Below are 17,293 nucleotides of genomic sequence, written 5' to 3' on the forward strand. Positions count from 1 at the left end.
GGAGTCACTGCCGCGACACAACAAGATTGCTGATCCTCGCCGTACACAGGCGACGTCCGCCGTCATCCGTGATGACCACCTCGTGGGAGCAGATCCGCCTCCCGAGCCGTAGCGCCGTCGCAGTCGCCGTGACAGCCCCCGTTCTCACGGACGCATGGTGCGTTGCGTTGATATCCACGCCGACCACAGCTTTCCCCTGCCGTGACGCGTACTTCAGAGCTGCCCACGATCCGACCGCTTCAGCGAGCGCCACCATGGCTCCGCCGTGCAACAGCCCGAGCGACTGCCGGTTTCCCACCACAGGCATCGTTGCAACCACCTTTTCCGGACTCTCCTCAAGGATCCTCACCCCCATCTTCTCGTCGAGCTCCCCCAGCCTGATCTGCCACATCTCGTCGTCCACCCGATCTCCTCACCTGCTGTGTGTTGTATCACTTCTTTTCCATGCGATACTATAGCTCTACCGACCGATCGTTCGGTAACCAAGCATCACAGAAAGGACGGCCGTGACTGCTTCCGCACCTGCACAGACCGACGTCACCACCCTTCCCAGCTACATCGCCGACCAATGGGTCACCCCTGACCCGTCAGCCCCCGGCGCGCACATCACGACCATTGCCGACGCCTCGACCGGCGCAGTCACCGCGCAGACCGTCACCGACGGTCCCAGCTGCCCCATTGACAGCGCCGCTGCCGTTGAGCACGCCCGGAGCGTCGGGCAACGACACCTTCGCGAGCTCACCACCCATGAACGGGCGCTTATCCTCAAGAATCTCGCACTGTACCTCAACGAGCGACGGGACGGCCTCTACCAACTGTCCTTCGCCACCGGAACGACCAGCCGCGACAATCTCATCGACATCGACGGCGGCATCGGGACGCTCTTCGCCTTCTCATCGAAGGGACGCCGCGAACTCCCCAACACCAACGTCATTCCCGACGGCGCCGTCGAAATACTGAGCAGAGACGGCAGCTTCGTCGCCCAGCACATCTACACCGCGATACCGGGCGTGGCTGCACAGATCAACGCCTTCAATTTCCCTGTCTGGGGAATGCTCGAGAAGTTCGCCCCGGCATTCGTCGCCGGAGTGCCGTCCATCGTCAAACCAGCCACCCAGACGGCGCCCGTCGCGGTCGACTGTGTCCGGCTCATGATCGAATCCGGTCTCCTACCCGCTGGTTCGCTCCAGATCATTGCCGGCGCAGGCCGAGACCTCATTGACCACCTCGACGAGCGGGACCACCTCGCCTTCACCGGGTCCGCCGACACCGCCCGCCTTCTGCGTAGCTCCGAGGCCGTCCAGAACCGTGGTCTGCGTTTCTCCGCCGAGGCCGACTCCCTCAACGCCGCGATCCTCGCCCCGGACGCCACACCGGACACCCCGGAGTTCGACGCCTACATCAGGATCCTGTTCGGCGAGATGACCGCGAAGGCCGGACAGAAGTGCACCGCCGTCCGACGCGCGATCGTGCCGTCGACACTCGTGGACACCGTCGTCGACGCACTCGCGGCAAAGATCAGTGACAAGGTCGTCCTCGGCGACCCCCGCGAGGACGGCACCACGATGGGGCCTCTGGTCTCCACTGCTCAGCAAGCCGACGTCGCTGCCGCAGTCCAGACCCTGGTCGATGCCGGTGCGACCGTGCGACACGGTGGCGGAGTCCCGGACGGAATCGACGGAGGCGCCTTCTTCTCTCCCACGATCCTGTCCGTAGACGACGCTCGGACGCCCGCCGTCCACGACACCGAGGCCTTCGGCCCCGTGGTCACCGTCATCGGTTACGACGACAGGCTCACCGGAGACATAGCTGACGCGATCGAACTAGCCAACCTCGGCCGCGGCTCGCTGGTAGCGTCCCTCGTCACCAATGACATGCAGACTGCCGCCACCGTGTCACGCGGCATCGCTCCCCTGCACGGACGCCTCCACCTTGTCAACAGGCAGGACGCGAAAACCTCCACCGGTCACGGCTCGCCACTGCCCGTCCTGGTCCACGGCGGTCCCGGACGCGCCGGCGGCGGCGAAGAGCTCGGTGGTGTCCGCGGCATCAAGCACTTCATGCAACGTACCGCAGTGCAGGGTTCCCCCGACCATCTCACCGCGGTCACCGGTGAATGGGTCCGCGGTGCTGCCGCGCACACTGTCACACGGCAGGCCATCGATGCAGGCACCGGCATCCATCCTTTCCGGAAATCACTGGCAGACCTACGGATCGGTGATCAGCTGGTCTCCGAACCACGGACGGTGACGCTGGACGACATCCAGTACTTCGCCGACACCACCGGCGACACCTTCTACGCCCACACCGACGAAGCTGCGGCTACCGCGAACCCGTTCTTCCCCCGTCGGGTCGCCCACGGGTACCTGCTCGTCAGCTGGGCCGCGGGTCTTTTCGTCGAGCCGGATCCCGGGCCGGTCCTCGCCAATTACGGGCTCGAGAATCTTCGCTTCATCACGCCCGTCAGCTACGACGACACCATCCGCGTCACGCTGACGGCAAAGCGCATCACCCCGCGCGTCACCGACGACTACGGGGAGGTCTGTTGGGATGCCCTGATCACCAATCAGAACGATGACATCGTCGCCACCTACGACGTATTGACCCTCGTGGAGAAGGAAGACACCACCTACGCGACCTGGGGAAAATGATGAGTGCCACTACCACCCTGCAGACCACCGCAGAGACAATCCTCGCCCCCGGCGTCGCCGACGACCCTGCATTTGACTGGGTCCGCGGCATGTTCCGCGACGACCGCGCCTCCCAGTTCCTCGGCATCACGATCACCACACTCTCCGAAGGGCTCTGCGAAGGCGAATTCACCCTGCGTTCCGAGATGTGCAACGGACACGGAAACGCCCAGGGCGGGTTCCTCTACGCCTTCGCCGACTCCCTGTTCGCCGGGGCATGCAACGCCGGCGGGCAGCCGACCGTGGCCGCATTCAACACCATGCACTACATCGCGCCGGGAAAGGAGGGCCAACGTATCCACGGCCGCGCCATCCAGTCCGACACCTGGGGACGCAACGGCATCACTGATGTCGAACTCGCCTGTGACGGTCGTGTCATCGCACAATTCCGCGGCACCTCACGTGCCGTCACTCTCAAGTAGTCCCCGACTATCTCCGCTGTACCCGTCATAGCTGTTCACGCCTGCTCTCCACCGAATCCCTCTGGAGTCCCCCGTGGCTACACTCGCCCCGGGCGCCATGCCCGCGCCCGAACCCACCAGTACCGCCGTCCCCACCGACGTTCGCTCGCCTGAGCGCCGACGTGAGGAACGTCGGGTCCTCGCCGGCACGATGGTCGGCACCACCATCGAGTGGTACGACTTCTTCATCTACGCTCAGGCCGCAGCATTCGTCTTCGCGCCACTGTTCTTCGAACCCGTCGGATCCCAGAGCACACTCGCCCAGATCTTCTCCTGGGCGTCACTGGGCATCAGCTTTCTGTTCCGCCCCCTCGGCGCCGTCATCGCCGGACACCTGGGCGACCGCTACGGGCGGAAGCTTCTCCTCGTCCTCACCCTCGTCGGGATGGGGCTGGCCACCGCACTGATCGGGTTACTTCCCACCTACGCCTCCATCGGGGTCGGAGCACCGATACTGCTCGTCCTGCTCCGCATTCTCCAAGGACTGTCCGCTGGAGGTGAGTGGGGCGGTGCCGCCCTGATGGCCGTCGAGCACGCGCCGCGGGAGAAGCGGGGCTGGTTCGGTGCCTACCCGCAGATCGGTGTTCCGCTCGGCCTCATCCTCGCAACCACATTCATGATGGTCTTGACCAGCTCCATGTCCGACGACGCCTTCCTCTCCTGGGGATGGAGGATCCCGTTCCTCTCGTCGATCATCCTGATCCTGACCGGCTACGTGATCCGCCAGTCTGTGGACGAATCGCCGGTGTTCGTGGAGATGCAGGCCCGCAAGAAGGAGGCGTCCGCGCCACTGAGCTCACTGTTCCGGCACCACTGGCGGGGTGTCGTCCTCGCCGCCCTGATCTTCGCCGGCACCAACGCCGTGGGCTACATGATCATCGCGTTCTTCTCCTCCTACGGCACCTCACAACTAGGCATGACAAAGACATCTACTCTGGTTGTCGCCCTCTGCGGCGGCGCCGTCTGGTTGGTCTTCACCTTCCTCGGCGGGTGGATGTCCGACCGCATCGGCAGGCGCATGACCTTCATGATCGGCTATGCCTTGCTGATCGTCTGGTTGATCCCGATGTGGTCGCTGATCGACACCGGCGAGACAGGGATGTTCATCCTCGCCGTGGTGATCCTGGGCATAGCACTGGGCCCCTGTTACGCACCGCAGCCAGCCCTGTACGCCGAAATGTTCCCCGCCCGCGTGCGCTACTCCGGTACCTCGATCGGCTATGCGATCGGTTCCGTCATCGGCGGGGCTTTCGCACCGTTGATCGCACAGCTACTGCTCGACTCGACAGGACAGTCCTGGACGATCGGCCTGTACCTGGCGATCGTGTGTGTCATTTCCTTCCTGGCCGCCTGGGCAGTTCCGAAGTCCGTGGAGAAGGGGGACCTGCGGGTGTGACAACCGTAAGATGCCCCGGAACAATCAACGCCATCCCCTCCTAGGAGTCATTTTGACCAACTTACCCACCACCCTGCCGCCCCTGCCCTCCAGCTACGACGAGCTACTCGCCGCTGTTTCAGCGACTGCTGACCTGGGACGGCCCGTCTACGATCCAGCGACCGGTGAGCTCATCAGCCATGCACCCGTGCACGGTGCCGATGTTCTCGACGACGCCGTCACCACAGCGCGCACCGCACAGAAGGATTGGGCGCGGCGCACTGATTCCGAACGCCGCGACCTGCTCCTTCGCGCGGCCGATGCACTGGAAGCCGTCGCCGAACCGCTAGCGGAGCTGCTCTCCCGCGAGCAGGGTAAACCGCTGAACGGTCCGAATGCCCGCTTCGAGGTCGGTGGCTGTCAGGCCTGGACCCGTACTGCCGCCACCACGCCGCTTCCCGAAGAAGTCCTGGTTGACGATGGTGAAACCTACGCGACCCTCGCGTACCGACCAATAGGCGTCGTCGGTGCCATCGGCCCCTGGAACTGGCCGATGCTGATCTCCATCTGGCAAATCGCGCCGTCGCTGCGCATGGGAAACACGGTGATCCTCAAGCCATCAGAGAACACCACCCTCTCGGTGCTGGCCATGTGTCACGTAATCAACCAGGTTCTCCCGGACGGGCTCCTGACAGTCGTCGCCGGTGACCGCGCAGTCGGGCGTCTCGTCCCCACCCACCCCGGAATCGACAAGATCATGTTCACCGGCTCGACAGCCACCGGCAGAAAGATCGCGGAAGGTGCGGCGGGGACCATCAAACGTCTCACGCTGGAACTCGGAGGAAATGACGCCGGCATCGTCCTGGGGGACGCATTCGGCGCCGATACTTCCGACCCGGAGGTCGTTGCCGCCAACGACAAGGTCGCCGAAGGGATCTTCTGGGGAGCGTTCATTAACACCGGGCAGACATGCGCGGCCCTCAAGCGGCTCTACGTACCTGACTCCATCTACGACGTCGTCTGTGAGTCACTGGTCCGGGTAGCTGCCAAAATGCCGATGGGGGTGGGATTGTCCGAAGAGAACGTCCTCGGACCGCTTCAGAACCAGAACCAGTTCGACATCGTCGACGATCTCGTGAAGAAGGCCGTCGAATCCGGCGCGACAGTACTCCTGGGCGCCGACCCTGACTACGACGCCGCCGGGTTCTTCTACCCGACCACGCTGATCTCCGACATCGACGGGAACAACCCCCTGGTGACTGAGGAGCAGTTCGGACCGGCCCTGCCGATCATCAGGTACTCCACGTTGGACGAGGCGATCACAGAAGCCAACCGGTTGAACGTGGGCCTGGGTTCATCCGTGTGGTCAGCGGACCGGGAAGCGGCGCGCACAGTCGCGGAACAGATTGAAGCAGGCACGACCTGGATAAACTCCCACGGGACGATCGATCCCCGAGTTCCTTTCGGTGGCATCAAGAGCTCCGGCTACGGGCTTGAGTTCGGGACAGAGGGGCTCAAGCACGTCGCGGTGCCCCATGTGATCAACGGTTGACGACCCCCACGCGGGAAGAAGGCCCCTCGCCGAAGCGAGGGGCCTTTCCATTGGTTCCCTCATGAGGAACATCACGTGTCAGTGTCCGCAGTCGCAGTCCCTGCCCTCGCAGCAACCGTGAGCCTTCGTCGGCTCCGGGACGTCGAGGGCGGGGTTACGATCGAAGAACCCCTCTGCGCGCAATGTAAAACCCACGCTGTCGACCGGCATGATCGGCCAGTCCTCAGTACGGGGAAAGTGTGTGAGGCCGAAGGTGTGCCAGACGACGTCCTGCTGGCCGTCGAGGTCACGGTCCGCCTCGATCCAGTCCGTGATCCCGTCGATCCCCGGATTCTGGTTCGCGAAATCGGACGTCGGGTACTTCTGGGATTCGTCGTACCGTGTCACCCAAAGCGCGTGCCGCATTACCGCAGCCCGACGTGCGATCGACGACTCCGGGTCTGCGAGAAGGGGTGGTCCGCCGTTCGGATGGAGTTTGTATCCGACCGGTTGTCCCAGCCTGTTGACTGATTCGGGGTTCGAAATCACCCAGGCACGTCCCTTCGTACCATCACTGTCGCGTATCGCCTGACGTTCGGTAGGCAACACCGTTCGTTGACGGGTGAATGCATTGCCCCGGGGATTGTCTGGTCCGAGCGGAACCCTCACTACATCCTCTTCCTCAACTCTCGAGGGGCCACCGTCGAGGGCAAAGTCCAGGCGTGCGGCGAAGAGGTGCTGATGGAAAGGCGCTCCCAACCCCGGCGCAACCTCAGACGTGTGGGATGGATCGTCCAGGTACCCGGAGCTAAACAGGATCCCGGTGGCCTTTGCGTCGAACTCAATGGTTCCGTCCAGGTAGAGGTACCAGTAAAACCCGTAGTCGTAGTTCCCCACAGTGGTGAAGAACGAAATCACCAGTCGCCGGTTACGCCGTGTGTACGAGGTCTCCGTCCACAGGTCGGAGTGCTTGGCAAGGATCGACCAGTCTTCCTCGTGCATACAGATGCCGTTACTGATGGTCCGCGGATTAGCGTCATTGTCAGCGATCGTCGGAGAGAGGTAGGTGATCTCTCCCAGACAGTCGCAACCCAGTTCCAGGGAGTTCGCGCATTGGCCGATAAGGTACTCACCCGTGTCGAAGTAGTTCTGCCACGACCGAACCGGGCTGGGGTCTCCGTATGGAACGACCATCTCCGCGATGGAGGCACGATTGAGGATCCGGCGACGTCGTGGGTTGGCGGGGTCGGCGGGGTTGACGTCGTCGAAGCAGACATTGTAAAGGACGAGACCGTCGCGCATGTCAAACCCTATGTCGAGACTCCACCGTTCCCACTCGACATGGTTGCCGTCAGACACGGTGAAGGACGGCCCGTCAGGCTGCGTGATCACAATGGGCTTCTGTGTCTCCCGCAGTGGTCCGGTAAGTTCCTCTGACGTGTAGTCGCCGCTCTCTTCCGGAATGTCGACGACGAAAAAATCCTCTACATCGGTGACCGCGCCGATGGTGAGGTCGATGTGGGCGAGGAGACCCTCGATCGGGTGGGCCCAGGCAGGTTCCTCCGGGGTGGGCTGAACGAAGGCGAGCCCGCGGAGCATGCGATGACCGGCTTCTCCCGGATAATCGAAGACACCTGCGGACAACGGTGCGACACGGACCGTTGCGACGTCGAGACCCCGCTTGTCCAGGGCCGCCAGCCACCGGTCGTCCGCAGCCAGGAGCTCCTCAACGACCCCGAAATCCTCGTCCTTCACAGGGAGTTCGCCAGCAAGACTAGTATCCAGGACCGTCGTCGACTCGATACTCCCCTCCGACACGGACACGACGGTGTCACGCGACGTGTCATCACTGGTTTCGACGGTCTGCACCCTGAAACGCCGGTTCACGGGGGCTTCTTCCACCTCAGGGAACGGCGGATCTATCAACCCGAGGTATGCCAGTCGGGTAGTGCCGGTGAAGAGTCCGGAGGACACGAGAATCTCCCGCACCCTGGTGACTTCCTCCGGTGTCACGAGTGTGTGTGCCATGACTGCTCACTCCTTCGGCCGGTTGTCGACCAGTCGCTTTGCCTTGCCCTCACCAGTGTCAAGCTCCCGGAGGACCTCGACCGCGGTCGAGATTCCGATACGGTTTTTGATCTCACGGGTCAGCCAGGCGGCAGCGTCGTCACGGTGACCGTCACTGAGCCCGTCGACGGCTTCGACCTTGATCGTCAACGTGTCCATCCTCCCCTTCCTATCGAGAACGCACTGGTAGCGCGGACGCAGATCCGTATGTTCAGTGATGATCTCCTCGAACTGGGAGGGGAAGCAGTTGACTCCCCGCAGGATGATCATGTCATCGTTCCGGGCGAGGATCTTGTCGATCCGGCGCATCGACCGAGCCGTCCCGGGCAACAATCTGGTGAGGTCGTGGGTGCGGTAACGAATGACGGGGAACGCCTCCTTGGTCAGTGAGGTGATCACCAGCTCCCCTACCTGGCCGTCCGGCAACTGCTCTCCAGTCTCCGGGTCAACGATCTCCGGGTAGAAGTGGTCCTCCCAGATCGTCAAACCGTCCCGGGTCTCGACACACTCCTGGGCAACCCCAGGCCCCATCACTTCAGACAGGCCGTAGATGTCGGTGGCGGTGATACCCATGACGTTCTCCAGCTCGTCACGCATGCCCGCTGTCCAGGGTTCTGCCCCGAAGATCCCGGCACGGATAGAGGTCCCCGAGGGGTCAATGCCTTCCTTCATCATCCGGTCAACGATATTGAGCATGTACGACGGCGTGCACATGATGCCGTCGGGCTCAAAGTCCTGAATGATCTGGACCTGGCGTTCCGTCATCCCCCCGGAGGTGGGGATAGCGGTGGCACCGAGCTTCTCGACTCCGTAGTGCACGCCGAGCCCACCGGTGAACAGACCGTAGCCGAAGGCGACCTGGATCTTGTCGCCGGGGCGCATTCCACCAGCGCGGAGCGACCTGGCCACCAGTTCCGACCACGTCTCGATGTCCTTGTGGGTATACCCGACAACAGTGGGGCGTCCCGTCGTCCCGGACGAGGCATGGACGCGCGCGATCTGTTCCTGGGGTACGGCGAACATACCGAAGGGGTAGTTCTGTCGGAGGTCCTCCTTTTCAGTCATCGGGAACTTCGCCAGGTCCGCCATCTCCCGGAAGTCATCCGGGTGAACACCAAGGTCGGTGAAGGCCTTCCGGTAATGAGGCACGTTGTAGTACACGTGTCGCAGCGTGGCCTTCGCCCGGTTGATCTGCAGTGCCGTGATCTCGTCACGTGAGGCGTATTCGATGTCCAGTTCCGGGCCGCCGCCGGCGACGCGGTTCGTGATCAGCGCAGTCATGCTCACCATCTCTTCTCGCAGTGGGGATTACCCTGAACCGTCCGACCGTTCGGTCGGTAGGTGGGATGATCGATATCCTACACAAAACATGACCCGAGTCACTAACTACGCGGCGATCCCCCGAAAAACCAGCTGTACAACATTGTCCTGCAGCGCCCCGACACCGGTCTTACCCTCCGAGTCGAACCACTCCACGACAGAATTCACCATGCCGAGCTGAAGCCTCGCCTGGAGTCGAGCATCGACATCCCCCCTGATCTCCCCCGCATCTTGCGCATGAACCATCAGATCCTCCACGAAGCGCGTCAACTCGCGCCGCCGTCCGAGTGCGGCAGTCTCCACCGGTGAATTGCCCCGCAGGCGGAGCAGCAGCGCGACATACGGTCGGTCATCAATCGCCAATCTGACCGACTCTCGCAGCAGGTACTCGAGCTTCTCACTCCAGTTCCCCTCAAGCGCCTCACACCTGCGCCTGGCGGACTCCAGGCCGGCGAGAGCCCGGTCGGATGCCACCTCAAGGATCTCCTCCTTGGAAGCCACATGGTGGTAGATGCCCGCCTTCGATATCCCCAGCTCCTTGGCGAGCATCCCCATGCTGGTGGCCTCATAACCACGACGGTTGAAGACCTCGACACACGTACGCAGGACAGTTTCACGGTCGTAGGCGTTACGCCCTCGAGTCTCAACCACCACAGTCCCACTCCTCACCATTGTCTTTATTCAGACTGTACTCACGAGACTCACCGACGCAGCGCTCCAACCCCTGGAAACCACGAAATAGAGGTACGGGTCGTAGCGGTTCAGAAGTTGCTCCGCAGGAACCCGTAGGCGGGGTTCACTCCCCCGTTGCCCCCGTAGCTCGAGACATGGGCGTACTGCCCCGGCGCCAATCCGAAGGGAACCTCGGCGACCATGCTCCGGTTGTCCGTGCCACGGATGTCGGAACTGCCGGTCAGCCCCTGGTCAAGAGCGGTCATCTGGGTGATTGCCTCCGCGCGGCCACGCGTATTTTTCGTACGCTCATCAGAGTTGCAGATGTAGTCAGCAGAGTCACAGACATCCATGACCCGGTCTGCAAGCTCACCGTAACCTCCGGGAAGTGCCCCAAAAACCCCTTCCCCACCGCGGGCGGTGCCGCCCTCCACTGAACCTGCACCTCGGTTAGGGCTGGAGATCACTGCGGCAGAGCCGAACCTATCCGCATCGATCGGCCCCCGTCCGTGCCCGATATCTGCCGCCACCCGGGACGCCACGTCCGCTCCCAGTGAATAACCGGCGAGACTGATCGTCGACGAGGGACACTGGGCTGCCGTGCCAGCGATGAGCTGACGGGTCTTGGCAATACCGTCCGCCTGGATCTGCGTGTACGCAGTGGAGACGAACGGGACGGCGTTGTAGGCGACCGTCCGGGTCGTGGAGGTCCCGAATGTCTCGAGCATCGCCCCGAGATCCGAGGTGTAAGCACCCACCGGCAGATTGTCGGGCATCCCCGGCGCCGACTGGCCGCCGCCAGGAACAATCACGACGATATCCGGCTCACACCGGGGGATGGCGGGAGTAGCCACGACACCGGTGGAGAATCCGACAGCGGACGCCACCGGAGCGCTGACGACGGCCACCGCGACGGCAACTGCCGCAGCGCCGACAGTTGAGCGCATTCCGCGACGGCGGTGGGAGAGATTGAGACGCACGGGAACTCCTGGGAGGGGTGTACAAACTCCGACATGAAACAACGTCAGGATTATAAGCACGTCTTCTCCCCCGGGGCGCCGCAACCCCGGGGACCGTCCCGGGACCATCCGGGACCGGGCAGGACAGAAAACCCCCGGCCTGCAAATGCAGACCGGGGGCTGTCGGTGGAGCCGCCGGGAATTGAACCCGGGTCCTTCGCGACCTTGCCAGGGCTTCTCCGTGCGCAGTCCGCGGTCATCTCTGCTCGGCTCTCCGGGTCATGCGGACGTGCCCGGATGATGAGCCCAGTCGTCCTGAAATGTCCGCTACTCGCCCGAACGACAGGACGGTAGCGTCAAGTCCCTTAGCTGATGCCAGTGACCGGGTCAGGGACCTACCCGGGCTGACAGACACGCGGTCGCTGATTAGGCAGCGAGGGCGTAGTCGCGCTGAGTGTTCTTCTCGGCGCCTATAGGTTGCTGCGACGCTTACGGTGGTCTCCAGCCTGCACCGGCACGCTTCCCCTGGCTCAATGCACGAAGTCGAAACCTGATCGACCCCTTGTAGTGCATCCCCGCCACCGGAAAGCTCGGCGATGGCAGGATGGCTCACTCTAGTTCGGGTGAGTTACCCCAGTCAACCTGGACGCTCAGCCCTTTATTCCCTTGATCCGGCGACCCAGTTCACGGGTCGCCTCACGCTCCTCGGTGCGACGCTTGATGTCCTGGCGCTTGTCGTAGTCCTGTTTACCGGTCGCCAGCGCCAGCTCAACCTTCAAGCGTCCTGACACGAAGTAGAGTTGCAGCGGCACCAGGGTGTTGTTTCCGTCGCGGACTTTCCCCATCAACGAGTCGATCTCGCCACGGTGGAGCAGGAGCTTGCGAACCCGACGCGGCGAGTGGTTCGTCCACGTCCCCTGTGCATATTCGGGAATGTGGAGGTTACGCAGCCACACCTCGCCGTCATCGATGGTGGCGAAGGCGTCCACCAGCGACGCTTTGCCCTCGCGCAACGCCTTGACCTCGGTCCCGACGAGGGCCACGCCAGCCTCAACGGTGTCGAGGATACGGTAATTGTGGCGGGCCTTACGGTTGGTGGCGACGACGAGCGGGCCACCGTTCTTCGTGCCGGCCTTCCCCGACTTGGCGGCCTTCTCGCCCTTTTTCCGTCCGGAATCCACCGGTGTGCTCTTCTTCGCCATAGCCCGACGAAGTCTACCTGCTTACTTCTTCACGTACCAGCGCAGTGTGACCTGCGCAGTCACCCCGGCGACGAGAGCGCCGGCGACGATGACAAACGGAGAGACGAGCCAGATGTCGGATGCGGTGATTCTGGCTATCAGGTTCGCGTCGTACAACGACCCCAATGCCTGATCCAGCAGGAAGCTCTTGCCCAGCAGCAGCGCCCCCACCGACAGGAGGGAACCGATGAGGGACGCCAGCACGGCTTCGAGGATGAACGGCGCCTGGGTGTACCACCGGGTTGCACCGACCATGCGCATGATGCTGGTTTCGTGACGGCGGGAGAATGCGGCGAGCTGCACCATGTTCATGATCAGGAAGACCGCGGCAACCGCCTGCACGGCGGCCAGAACGAAGCTGGCGTTACGCACCGCATCGAGATTCTGCGTCGCCCCACGCAGGTCGTCCTGCTGGTCGACGATGGTCGCAACTCCGGGCTTCTCGGCGATCTCGTCGATGGGACTGGTGTCCAACGGGTCGGCCAGGCGAACGTGCAGCGCCGCAGGGAAGGCGTCCTGCGAGGTCTGCTCGACGAGGACGGGATCGGACTGACCGAAAAGCTCCACGAAACGCTCGTAGCTCTGGTCCTTGTTGCGGTAGGTCACCGACTCGACGTCGTCGTCATTCTCGAGGGTGTCCCGGATGTCCTTGCAGACATCACTGGAACAGTCGAGGTCGTTGGCGGAGATCTCGTCGTCGAGCTGGACCATCACCTCGATCCGGTCGAGGTAGAGCTCCTTGGTGTCGGCGGTCATGTTGGTGATCAGTACACCGGTGGCCAGCAGGGCCAGGGAGATCGCGGTGGTGATGATCATCGCGACGGTCATCGTCACGTTACGGGTCAGCCCCGCGAAGGCTTCCTTGAGGACGAAACGGATCTTCATGGTCGTGTTCCTTCCCTAGCGCCCGACGGCGTAGATGCCGTGGGCGTCGTCGCGGACGAGCTTTCCGTTGGACAGTTCCAGCACGCGGCGCCGCATGGAGTCGACGGCGACGTCATCGTGGGTACTCATCACGACGGTGGTACCACCGCGGTTGATGCGATTGAGCAGTGCCATGATCTCTGCCGAGGTGTCCGGGTCCAGGTTGCCCGTGGGCTCGTCGGCGAGCAGGACGAGAGGACGGTTCGCTGTGGCGCGGGCAATAGCGACACGTTGCTGCTCACCGCCGGAGAGTTCATCAGGCATCCGCTGTCCCTTGCCCGCGAGGCCGACCATGTCCAGGACTTCCGGGACCGCCTTCTCGATAGCCTCCCGACGCCGACCGGTCACCTCCAGCGCGAAGGCGACATTGTCGTACACATTCTTGTTCGGCAGCAGCCGGAAGTCCTGGAAGACGTATCCGATCTTCTGCCGGAGCTGAGGGGTCTTCCGTTTGGGGAGGGTGTTGACGTGGAAGTCGGCGACGTGGAGATCGCCCGCGTCGACTTCCTCCTCGCGGATCATGAGCTGCAGGAACGTCGACTTTCCCGAACCGCTGGGACCGATGAGGAAGACGAACTCCCCTTTCTCGATCTCAACCGAGATGTCCTGCAATGCAGGCCGGGTGGACGTCCGGTATGTCTTGCTGACCTTGTCGAATGTGATCACGTCGCTACCGTACCCGACCCCGTGGGACAAAAGAAACAGATGTGACTGCTGTGACAGGTCTATTTCTGTGCATTTCCTGCACGTCGCCTGCCGCGTTGGTAGTCTGCTCCCCCATGACGCCACAGGAGACCCCGACCTCGTCGGAGACAGTAAAGACGTCGGAGAAGAAGAGCAGCCGCACCCCCGGCATTCTCGGATGGGTGGAGCGCCTCGGCAATCTCCTGCCGAACCCGTTCTGGCTTTTCGTGTGTCTGGCGGGAATCGTCCTCGTGGCGAGCTGGCTGGGCTCCCTGATCGGGATGCACGCCACCGATCCCCAGTCCGGTGACGACGTCGAGGTCACCAACCTCCTCAGCACAGACGGACTGCAGCTGATCGTCTCTGAGGCCGTCACGAACTTCACCTCCTTCCCACCACTCGGCGTGATCATCACCGTGATGCTCGGCGTCGCGGTGGCCGAGCATTCCGGCCTCATCTCCGCGGCAGTGCGGTCCATGGTGGCCCGGACGGGCCCCAAAACCCTGACTTTCGCCGTCGCCCTGGCCGGTGTCACCGGCTCTATCGCCTCGGACGCCATCTTCATCGTCATCATCCCTCTCGGCGCGATGGCTTTCAACGCCCTGGGACGGTCACCCATCGTGGGCGCGATCGTCGCGTTCGCCGCCGCAGCCGCAGGCTTCGACGCCTCGCTGCTGCTCAACATCACCGATGTCCTGCTCGCCGGCCTGTCGACCAGTGCCGCACAGCTCGTGGACCCCGAGTACGTGGTGAACCCCCTGGCGAACTACTACTTCGTCATCGCCTCCTCGATCGTTCTCGCCCTGATCATCACAGCGCTGACCGAACTGTTCATGGACAAGAAGATCCACCAGATCGTCGATCACGACGACATCAACTACGACGAGGTCAATTTCACCGACGAGGACGGCCATGTCGTCACCGACCTGACGCTGAAGGACAGTGAGCGCGGCGGTCTCAAGCTCGCCGGTCTCGCAGGTGCCGCCTTCCTGGCGGTCTACTTCGCTCTTCTGTTCATCCCCGGGTCACCGCTGCAGGGTGACGGTGGAGCTGTCATGGAGAGCCCGCTGATCACCGACATCGCCGTGCCTATCTCCGTCGGGTTCTTCCTGCTGGGCACCGTGTACGGACTGACCGTCAAGAGCATCACGAAAGCCACCGACATTCCGGACTTCATGGCCAAAGGCCTGCAGACGATGTTGCCGATGCTGGTGCTGTTCTTCGTCGTCTCACAGTTCATCGCCTGGTTCGAGGCGTCAAACCTGGGTATCTGGTTGTCGATCAAGGGCTCGGACCTGCTGCAGAGCTGGGACCTCCCCACCCCCGTGCTGTTCGCGTGCTTCGTCCTGATGGTGGCTTTCCTCAACATGATGATCACCTCCGGCTCGGCACAGTGGGCGCTGATGGCCCCCATCGTGGTGCCCATGATGATGTACATCGGGATCTCTCCTGAAGTCACACAGATGCTGTACCGCATCGGCGACTCCACGACCAGCATCGTCACCCCGATGAACCCCTACTTCGCCATGGCGTTCGCGTTCCTGCTGCGCTACTACAAGAAAGCCGGGCTCGGCACGCTGATGTCGATGACGATCCCCTACTGCCTGACGATGATGCTGGGCTGGTTCCTGCTCTTCCTCGCCTGGTGGGCGCTGGGCGTCCCGCTCGGCCCCGGCGCGCCGATGGAGTACCCGGCGGGCTGAACGCCATGAGTCAGAGGACACGGTACTGCTGCCGCCCCTCGCGATCGCGCACCATGACCCCGCGGCGGCGTAGACCGTCCAACGCCTCCTCGGCCGCACCGGGCCGATCGTCCGCCAACGCCCGACGTCTGGCCCGCAGCAGCTCCTCGGCCTCGTCACCCAGGCGACCGTCGCCCTCGACCCACGTGGTGTAGTCCTGCGAGTACGGGTCGACCGACTCCAGCTCCGGAAAGCCGTGGTCGCGCAGGGCCATCCGCAGGCCCGGGAGCATCTCATCCTCGACCGGACCGCGGAACACCTCGCGTGTCTCCTCGTCGAGGACGATCAGTTCCTTCTTCTCGGCAATCACCCGGCGGGCCCGGGACCGCAGAAGATGCCGGTCAGCATCCTTTGAGTGCACCGTGATCCCGTCCGCCCCGACCTCGACCGACCCCGCACTGTCGGACCAGGACGCGACGATCACGAACCCGACCACCGCGCCGACCACGGTCAGAACAGGCAGGGCCCAGACAAACGACAGTTCAGCGGCGAGACGCAACGGCCCCGGCGCATCCCCGATCAGCCCGATCAACCACCCCACCAGGGGCCCGACGATGAATGCGGCGATCAGCCCCGCTACCGCACCACCGACAGTGAAGATCGTCGTATATCTGGCGGGGATCCGCACAGTTGTCGTGCCACCAGAGTCACTCATGGTCTTTTCCTCCACGGTCTGTTCCTTTCAGGTACCCCAGGACGGTCCGGCGGACTTCGGGGGACGGCGACCGTCCCGGCTCGGCGTTGAGATAGCAGGCGTCGATGATCGTGAGCACCCACTGCGCAGCGAAAGACGGGTCCAACGTCCTGTCGATCTGACCGTCCTGCATTGCGCGGGAGATCAGTGCGGCAAGGCCGGCACGTTGCGTCGCGGCCGCCTGCTCCGACGCCGCGATGAGCTCGGGGTCGTGCCCCATCCTGCGCAGGGACTCCACCAGCATCCCCTGCGCATAGGGGTAGGCGGCCTCCGCTGCCAGCGCGTCGACGATCGCAAGGACCGCCTCGAGCGGGTCCGCAGCATCGGCATGCTCAGCAATGAGCCGTTCTGCGGCCGGGATGTCCTGCTCGAACGGAGCACGGAACAATGACGCTTTGTCCGGGAAGTAGTAGAAGATGCTCGCCGGACTGGTGCCGACGGCGGCGGCGATCTGCGCCACGCTGGTGTTCTCGAATCCCTGGGTCGCGAAGAGACGTGCGGCCTCGTCGGCGATCCGTGACTTCTTCCGTGCCACCTCGTCCGGGTCCGTCCGACGTGCCATGTACTGTCCTCCCTTGCGGTCCGTATTATTTGACTGATCAGTCAGATAATACACAAGGGTGGTCGCCGGGCACACCCGCCAGGGCTCCGTCACCGGCACGCCACCTGCCGTGGGCGTAGGCTCGGGCCTCACATCGCCCACGCGCCCACTCTCCTCTGCCCTTGCGCGCCGTGGAACAGAACGACACCGCCGTCCGGACATGCTCCCGGACGCATACGACGAGAGCGAGGAGCGCCGTGCTGCACGACCTACCGGCAAGCGATCTCATGGCACTGACAGGTCTACGACCCGTCGGCGACCGCCCTCCTGCTGCCTGGTGACCGCCTCAGCCAACCAGCTCATCCCCCGTCACTGATGAACACGGGTCGGCA

15 protein-coding genes and 1 other RNA gene are annotated in these 17,293 nt (G+C 63.4%); 5 read left to right on the plus strand and 11 right to left on the minus strand.

Features of this window, described 5'->3' with window-relative positions; all coding sequences use genetic code 11:
• Nucleotides 1-4 precede the first annotated feature (4 nt).
• Entirely contained in the window at nt 5-391 is a 387-nt protein-coding gene (locus CGLY_RS12615) for a hotdog fold thioesterase (RefSeq protein ID WP_052540942.1), read from the minus strand.
• Nucleotides 392-506: 115 nt separating this feature from the next.
• Here CGLY_RS12615 and paaZ point away from each other — a divergent pair, with 115 nt between their 5' ends.
• From paaZ to CGLY_RS12635, 4 genes are all read left to right on the plus strand, one after another.
• Nucleotides 507-2,651, plus strand: coding sequence for a phenylacetic acid degradation bifunctional protein PaaZ (paaZ, locus tag CGLY_RS12620; RefSeq protein ID WP_038549917.1), 2,145 nt, complete (start codon nt 507-509; stop codon nt 2,649-2,651).
• Nucleotides 2,651-3,112: a hydroxyphenylacetyl-CoA thioesterase PaaI gene (gene paaI / locus CGLY_RS12625; protein WP_174411421.1), complete on the plus strand. Its 462-nt coding sequence runs from the start codon at nt 2,651-2,653 to the stop codon at nt 3,110-3,112. The genes paaZ and paaI overlap by 1 nt, the downstream gene beginning before the upstream one ends.
• A gap of 97 nt (nt 3,113-3,209) precedes the next feature.
• A complete protein-coding gene (locus CGLY_RS12630; protein ID WP_038549921.1) occupies nt 3,210-4,547 on the plus strand; it encodes an MFS transporter in 1,338 nt (445 codons plus the stop codon).
• Between the two features lie 52 nt (nt 4,548-4,599).
• Nucleotides 4,600-6,078 (plus strand): aldehyde dehydrogenase family protein, encoded by a 1,479-nt coding sequence (locus tag CGLY_RS12635; RefSeq protein ID WP_227590273.1) that lies wholly within the window; start codon nt 4,600-4,602, stop codon nt 6,076-6,078.
• Between the two features lie 78 nt (nt 6,079-6,156).
• Here the strand turns inward: CGLY_RS12635 and CGLY_RS12640 are convergent, their stop codons facing one another.
• The 8 genes from CGLY_RS12640 to ftsE form a co-directional block, all read right to left on the minus strand.
• On the minus strand, nt 6,157-8,085 hold the full coding sequence (locus CGLY_RS12640; protein WP_038549924.1) for a primary-amine oxidase: 1,929 nt from the start codon (nt 8,083-8,085) through the stop codon (nt 6,157-6,159).
• Nucleotides 8,086-8,091: 6 nt separating this feature from the next.
• Nucleotides 8,092-9,405, minus strand: a complete 1,314-nt coding sequence (gene paaK, locus CGLY_RS12645; protein ID WP_174411422.1) for a phenylacetate--CoA ligase PaaK — start codon at nt 9,403-9,405, stop codon at nt 8,092-8,094.
• Between the two features lie 105 nt (nt 9,406-9,510).
• The gene (locus tag CGLY_RS12650; RefSeq protein WP_081804071.1) at nt 9,511-10,095 is read right to left on the minus strand and encodes a TetR/AcrR family transcriptional regulator; all 585 of its coding nucleotides are present in this window, start codon (nt 10,093-10,095) and stop codon (nt 9,511-9,513) included.
• Between the two features lie 110 nt (nt 10,096-10,205).
• Nucleotides 10,206-11,096, minus strand: a complete 891-nt coding sequence (locus tag CGLY_RS16845; RefSeq protein WP_052540166.1) for a cutinase family protein — start codon at nt 11,094-11,096, stop codon at nt 10,206-10,208.
• A 163-nt stretch (nt 11,097-11,259) separates the two neighbouring features.
• Nucleotides 11,260-11,637: a transfer-messenger RNA gene (gene ssrA / locus CGLY_RS17225) on the minus strand.
• An 88-nt stretch (nt 11,638-11,725) separates the two neighbouring features.
• Nucleotides 11,726-12,277, minus strand: coding sequence for an SsrA-binding protein SmpB (smpB, locus tag CGLY_RS12660; RefSeq protein WP_038549935.1), 552 nt, complete (start codon nt 12,275-12,277; stop codon nt 11,726-11,728).
• A 21-nt stretch (nt 12,278-12,298) separates the two neighbouring features.
• Nucleotides 12,299-13,201, minus strand: coding sequence for a permease-like cell division protein FtsX (ftsX, locus tag CGLY_RS12665; RefSeq protein WP_038549937.1), 903 nt, complete (start codon nt 13,199-13,201; stop codon nt 12,299-12,301).
• A 15-nt stretch (nt 13,202-13,216) separates the two neighbouring features.
• Entirely contained in the window at nt 13,217-13,906 is a 690-nt protein-coding gene (gene ftsE / locus CGLY_RS12670; RefSeq protein WP_038549940.1) for a cell division ATP-binding protein FtsE, read from the minus strand.
• Between the two features lie 113 nt (nt 13,907-14,019).
• Between ftsE and CGLY_RS12675 the strand changes: the two genes are divergently transcribed.
• Nucleotides 14,020-15,627, plus strand: coding sequence for an AbgT family transporter (locus tag CGLY_RS12675; protein ID WP_081803923.1), 1,608 nt, complete (start codon nt 14,020-14,022; stop codon nt 15,625-15,627).
• Between the two features lie 10 nt (nt 15,628-15,637).
• Here CGLY_RS12675 and CGLY_RS12680 read toward each other — a convergent pair whose 3' ends face one another.
• Both CGLY_RS12680 and CGLY_RS12685 read right to left on the minus strand, forming a co-directional pair.
• Nucleotides 15,638-16,321, minus strand: coding sequence for a YqeB family protein (locus CGLY_RS12680; RefSeq protein WP_038549942.1), 684 nt, complete (start codon nt 16,319-16,321; stop codon nt 15,638-15,640).
• Nucleotides 16,314-16,922, minus strand: coding sequence for a TetR/AcrR family transcriptional regulator (locus tag CGLY_RS12685; RefSeq protein ID WP_038549944.1), 609 nt, complete (start codon nt 16,920-16,922; stop codon nt 16,314-16,316). The genes CGLY_RS12680 and CGLY_RS12685 overlap by 8 nt, the downstream gene beginning before the upstream one ends.
• Nucleotides 16,923-17,293: the final 371 nt, after the last annotated feature.

It is taken from the genome of Corynebacterium glyciniphilum AJ 3170 (assembly GCF_000626675.1).
In the GTDB taxonomy this organism is placed as follows: domain Bacteria; phylum Actinomycetota; class Actinomycetes; order Mycobacteriales; family Mycobacteriaceae; genus Corynebacterium; species Corynebacterium glyciniphilum.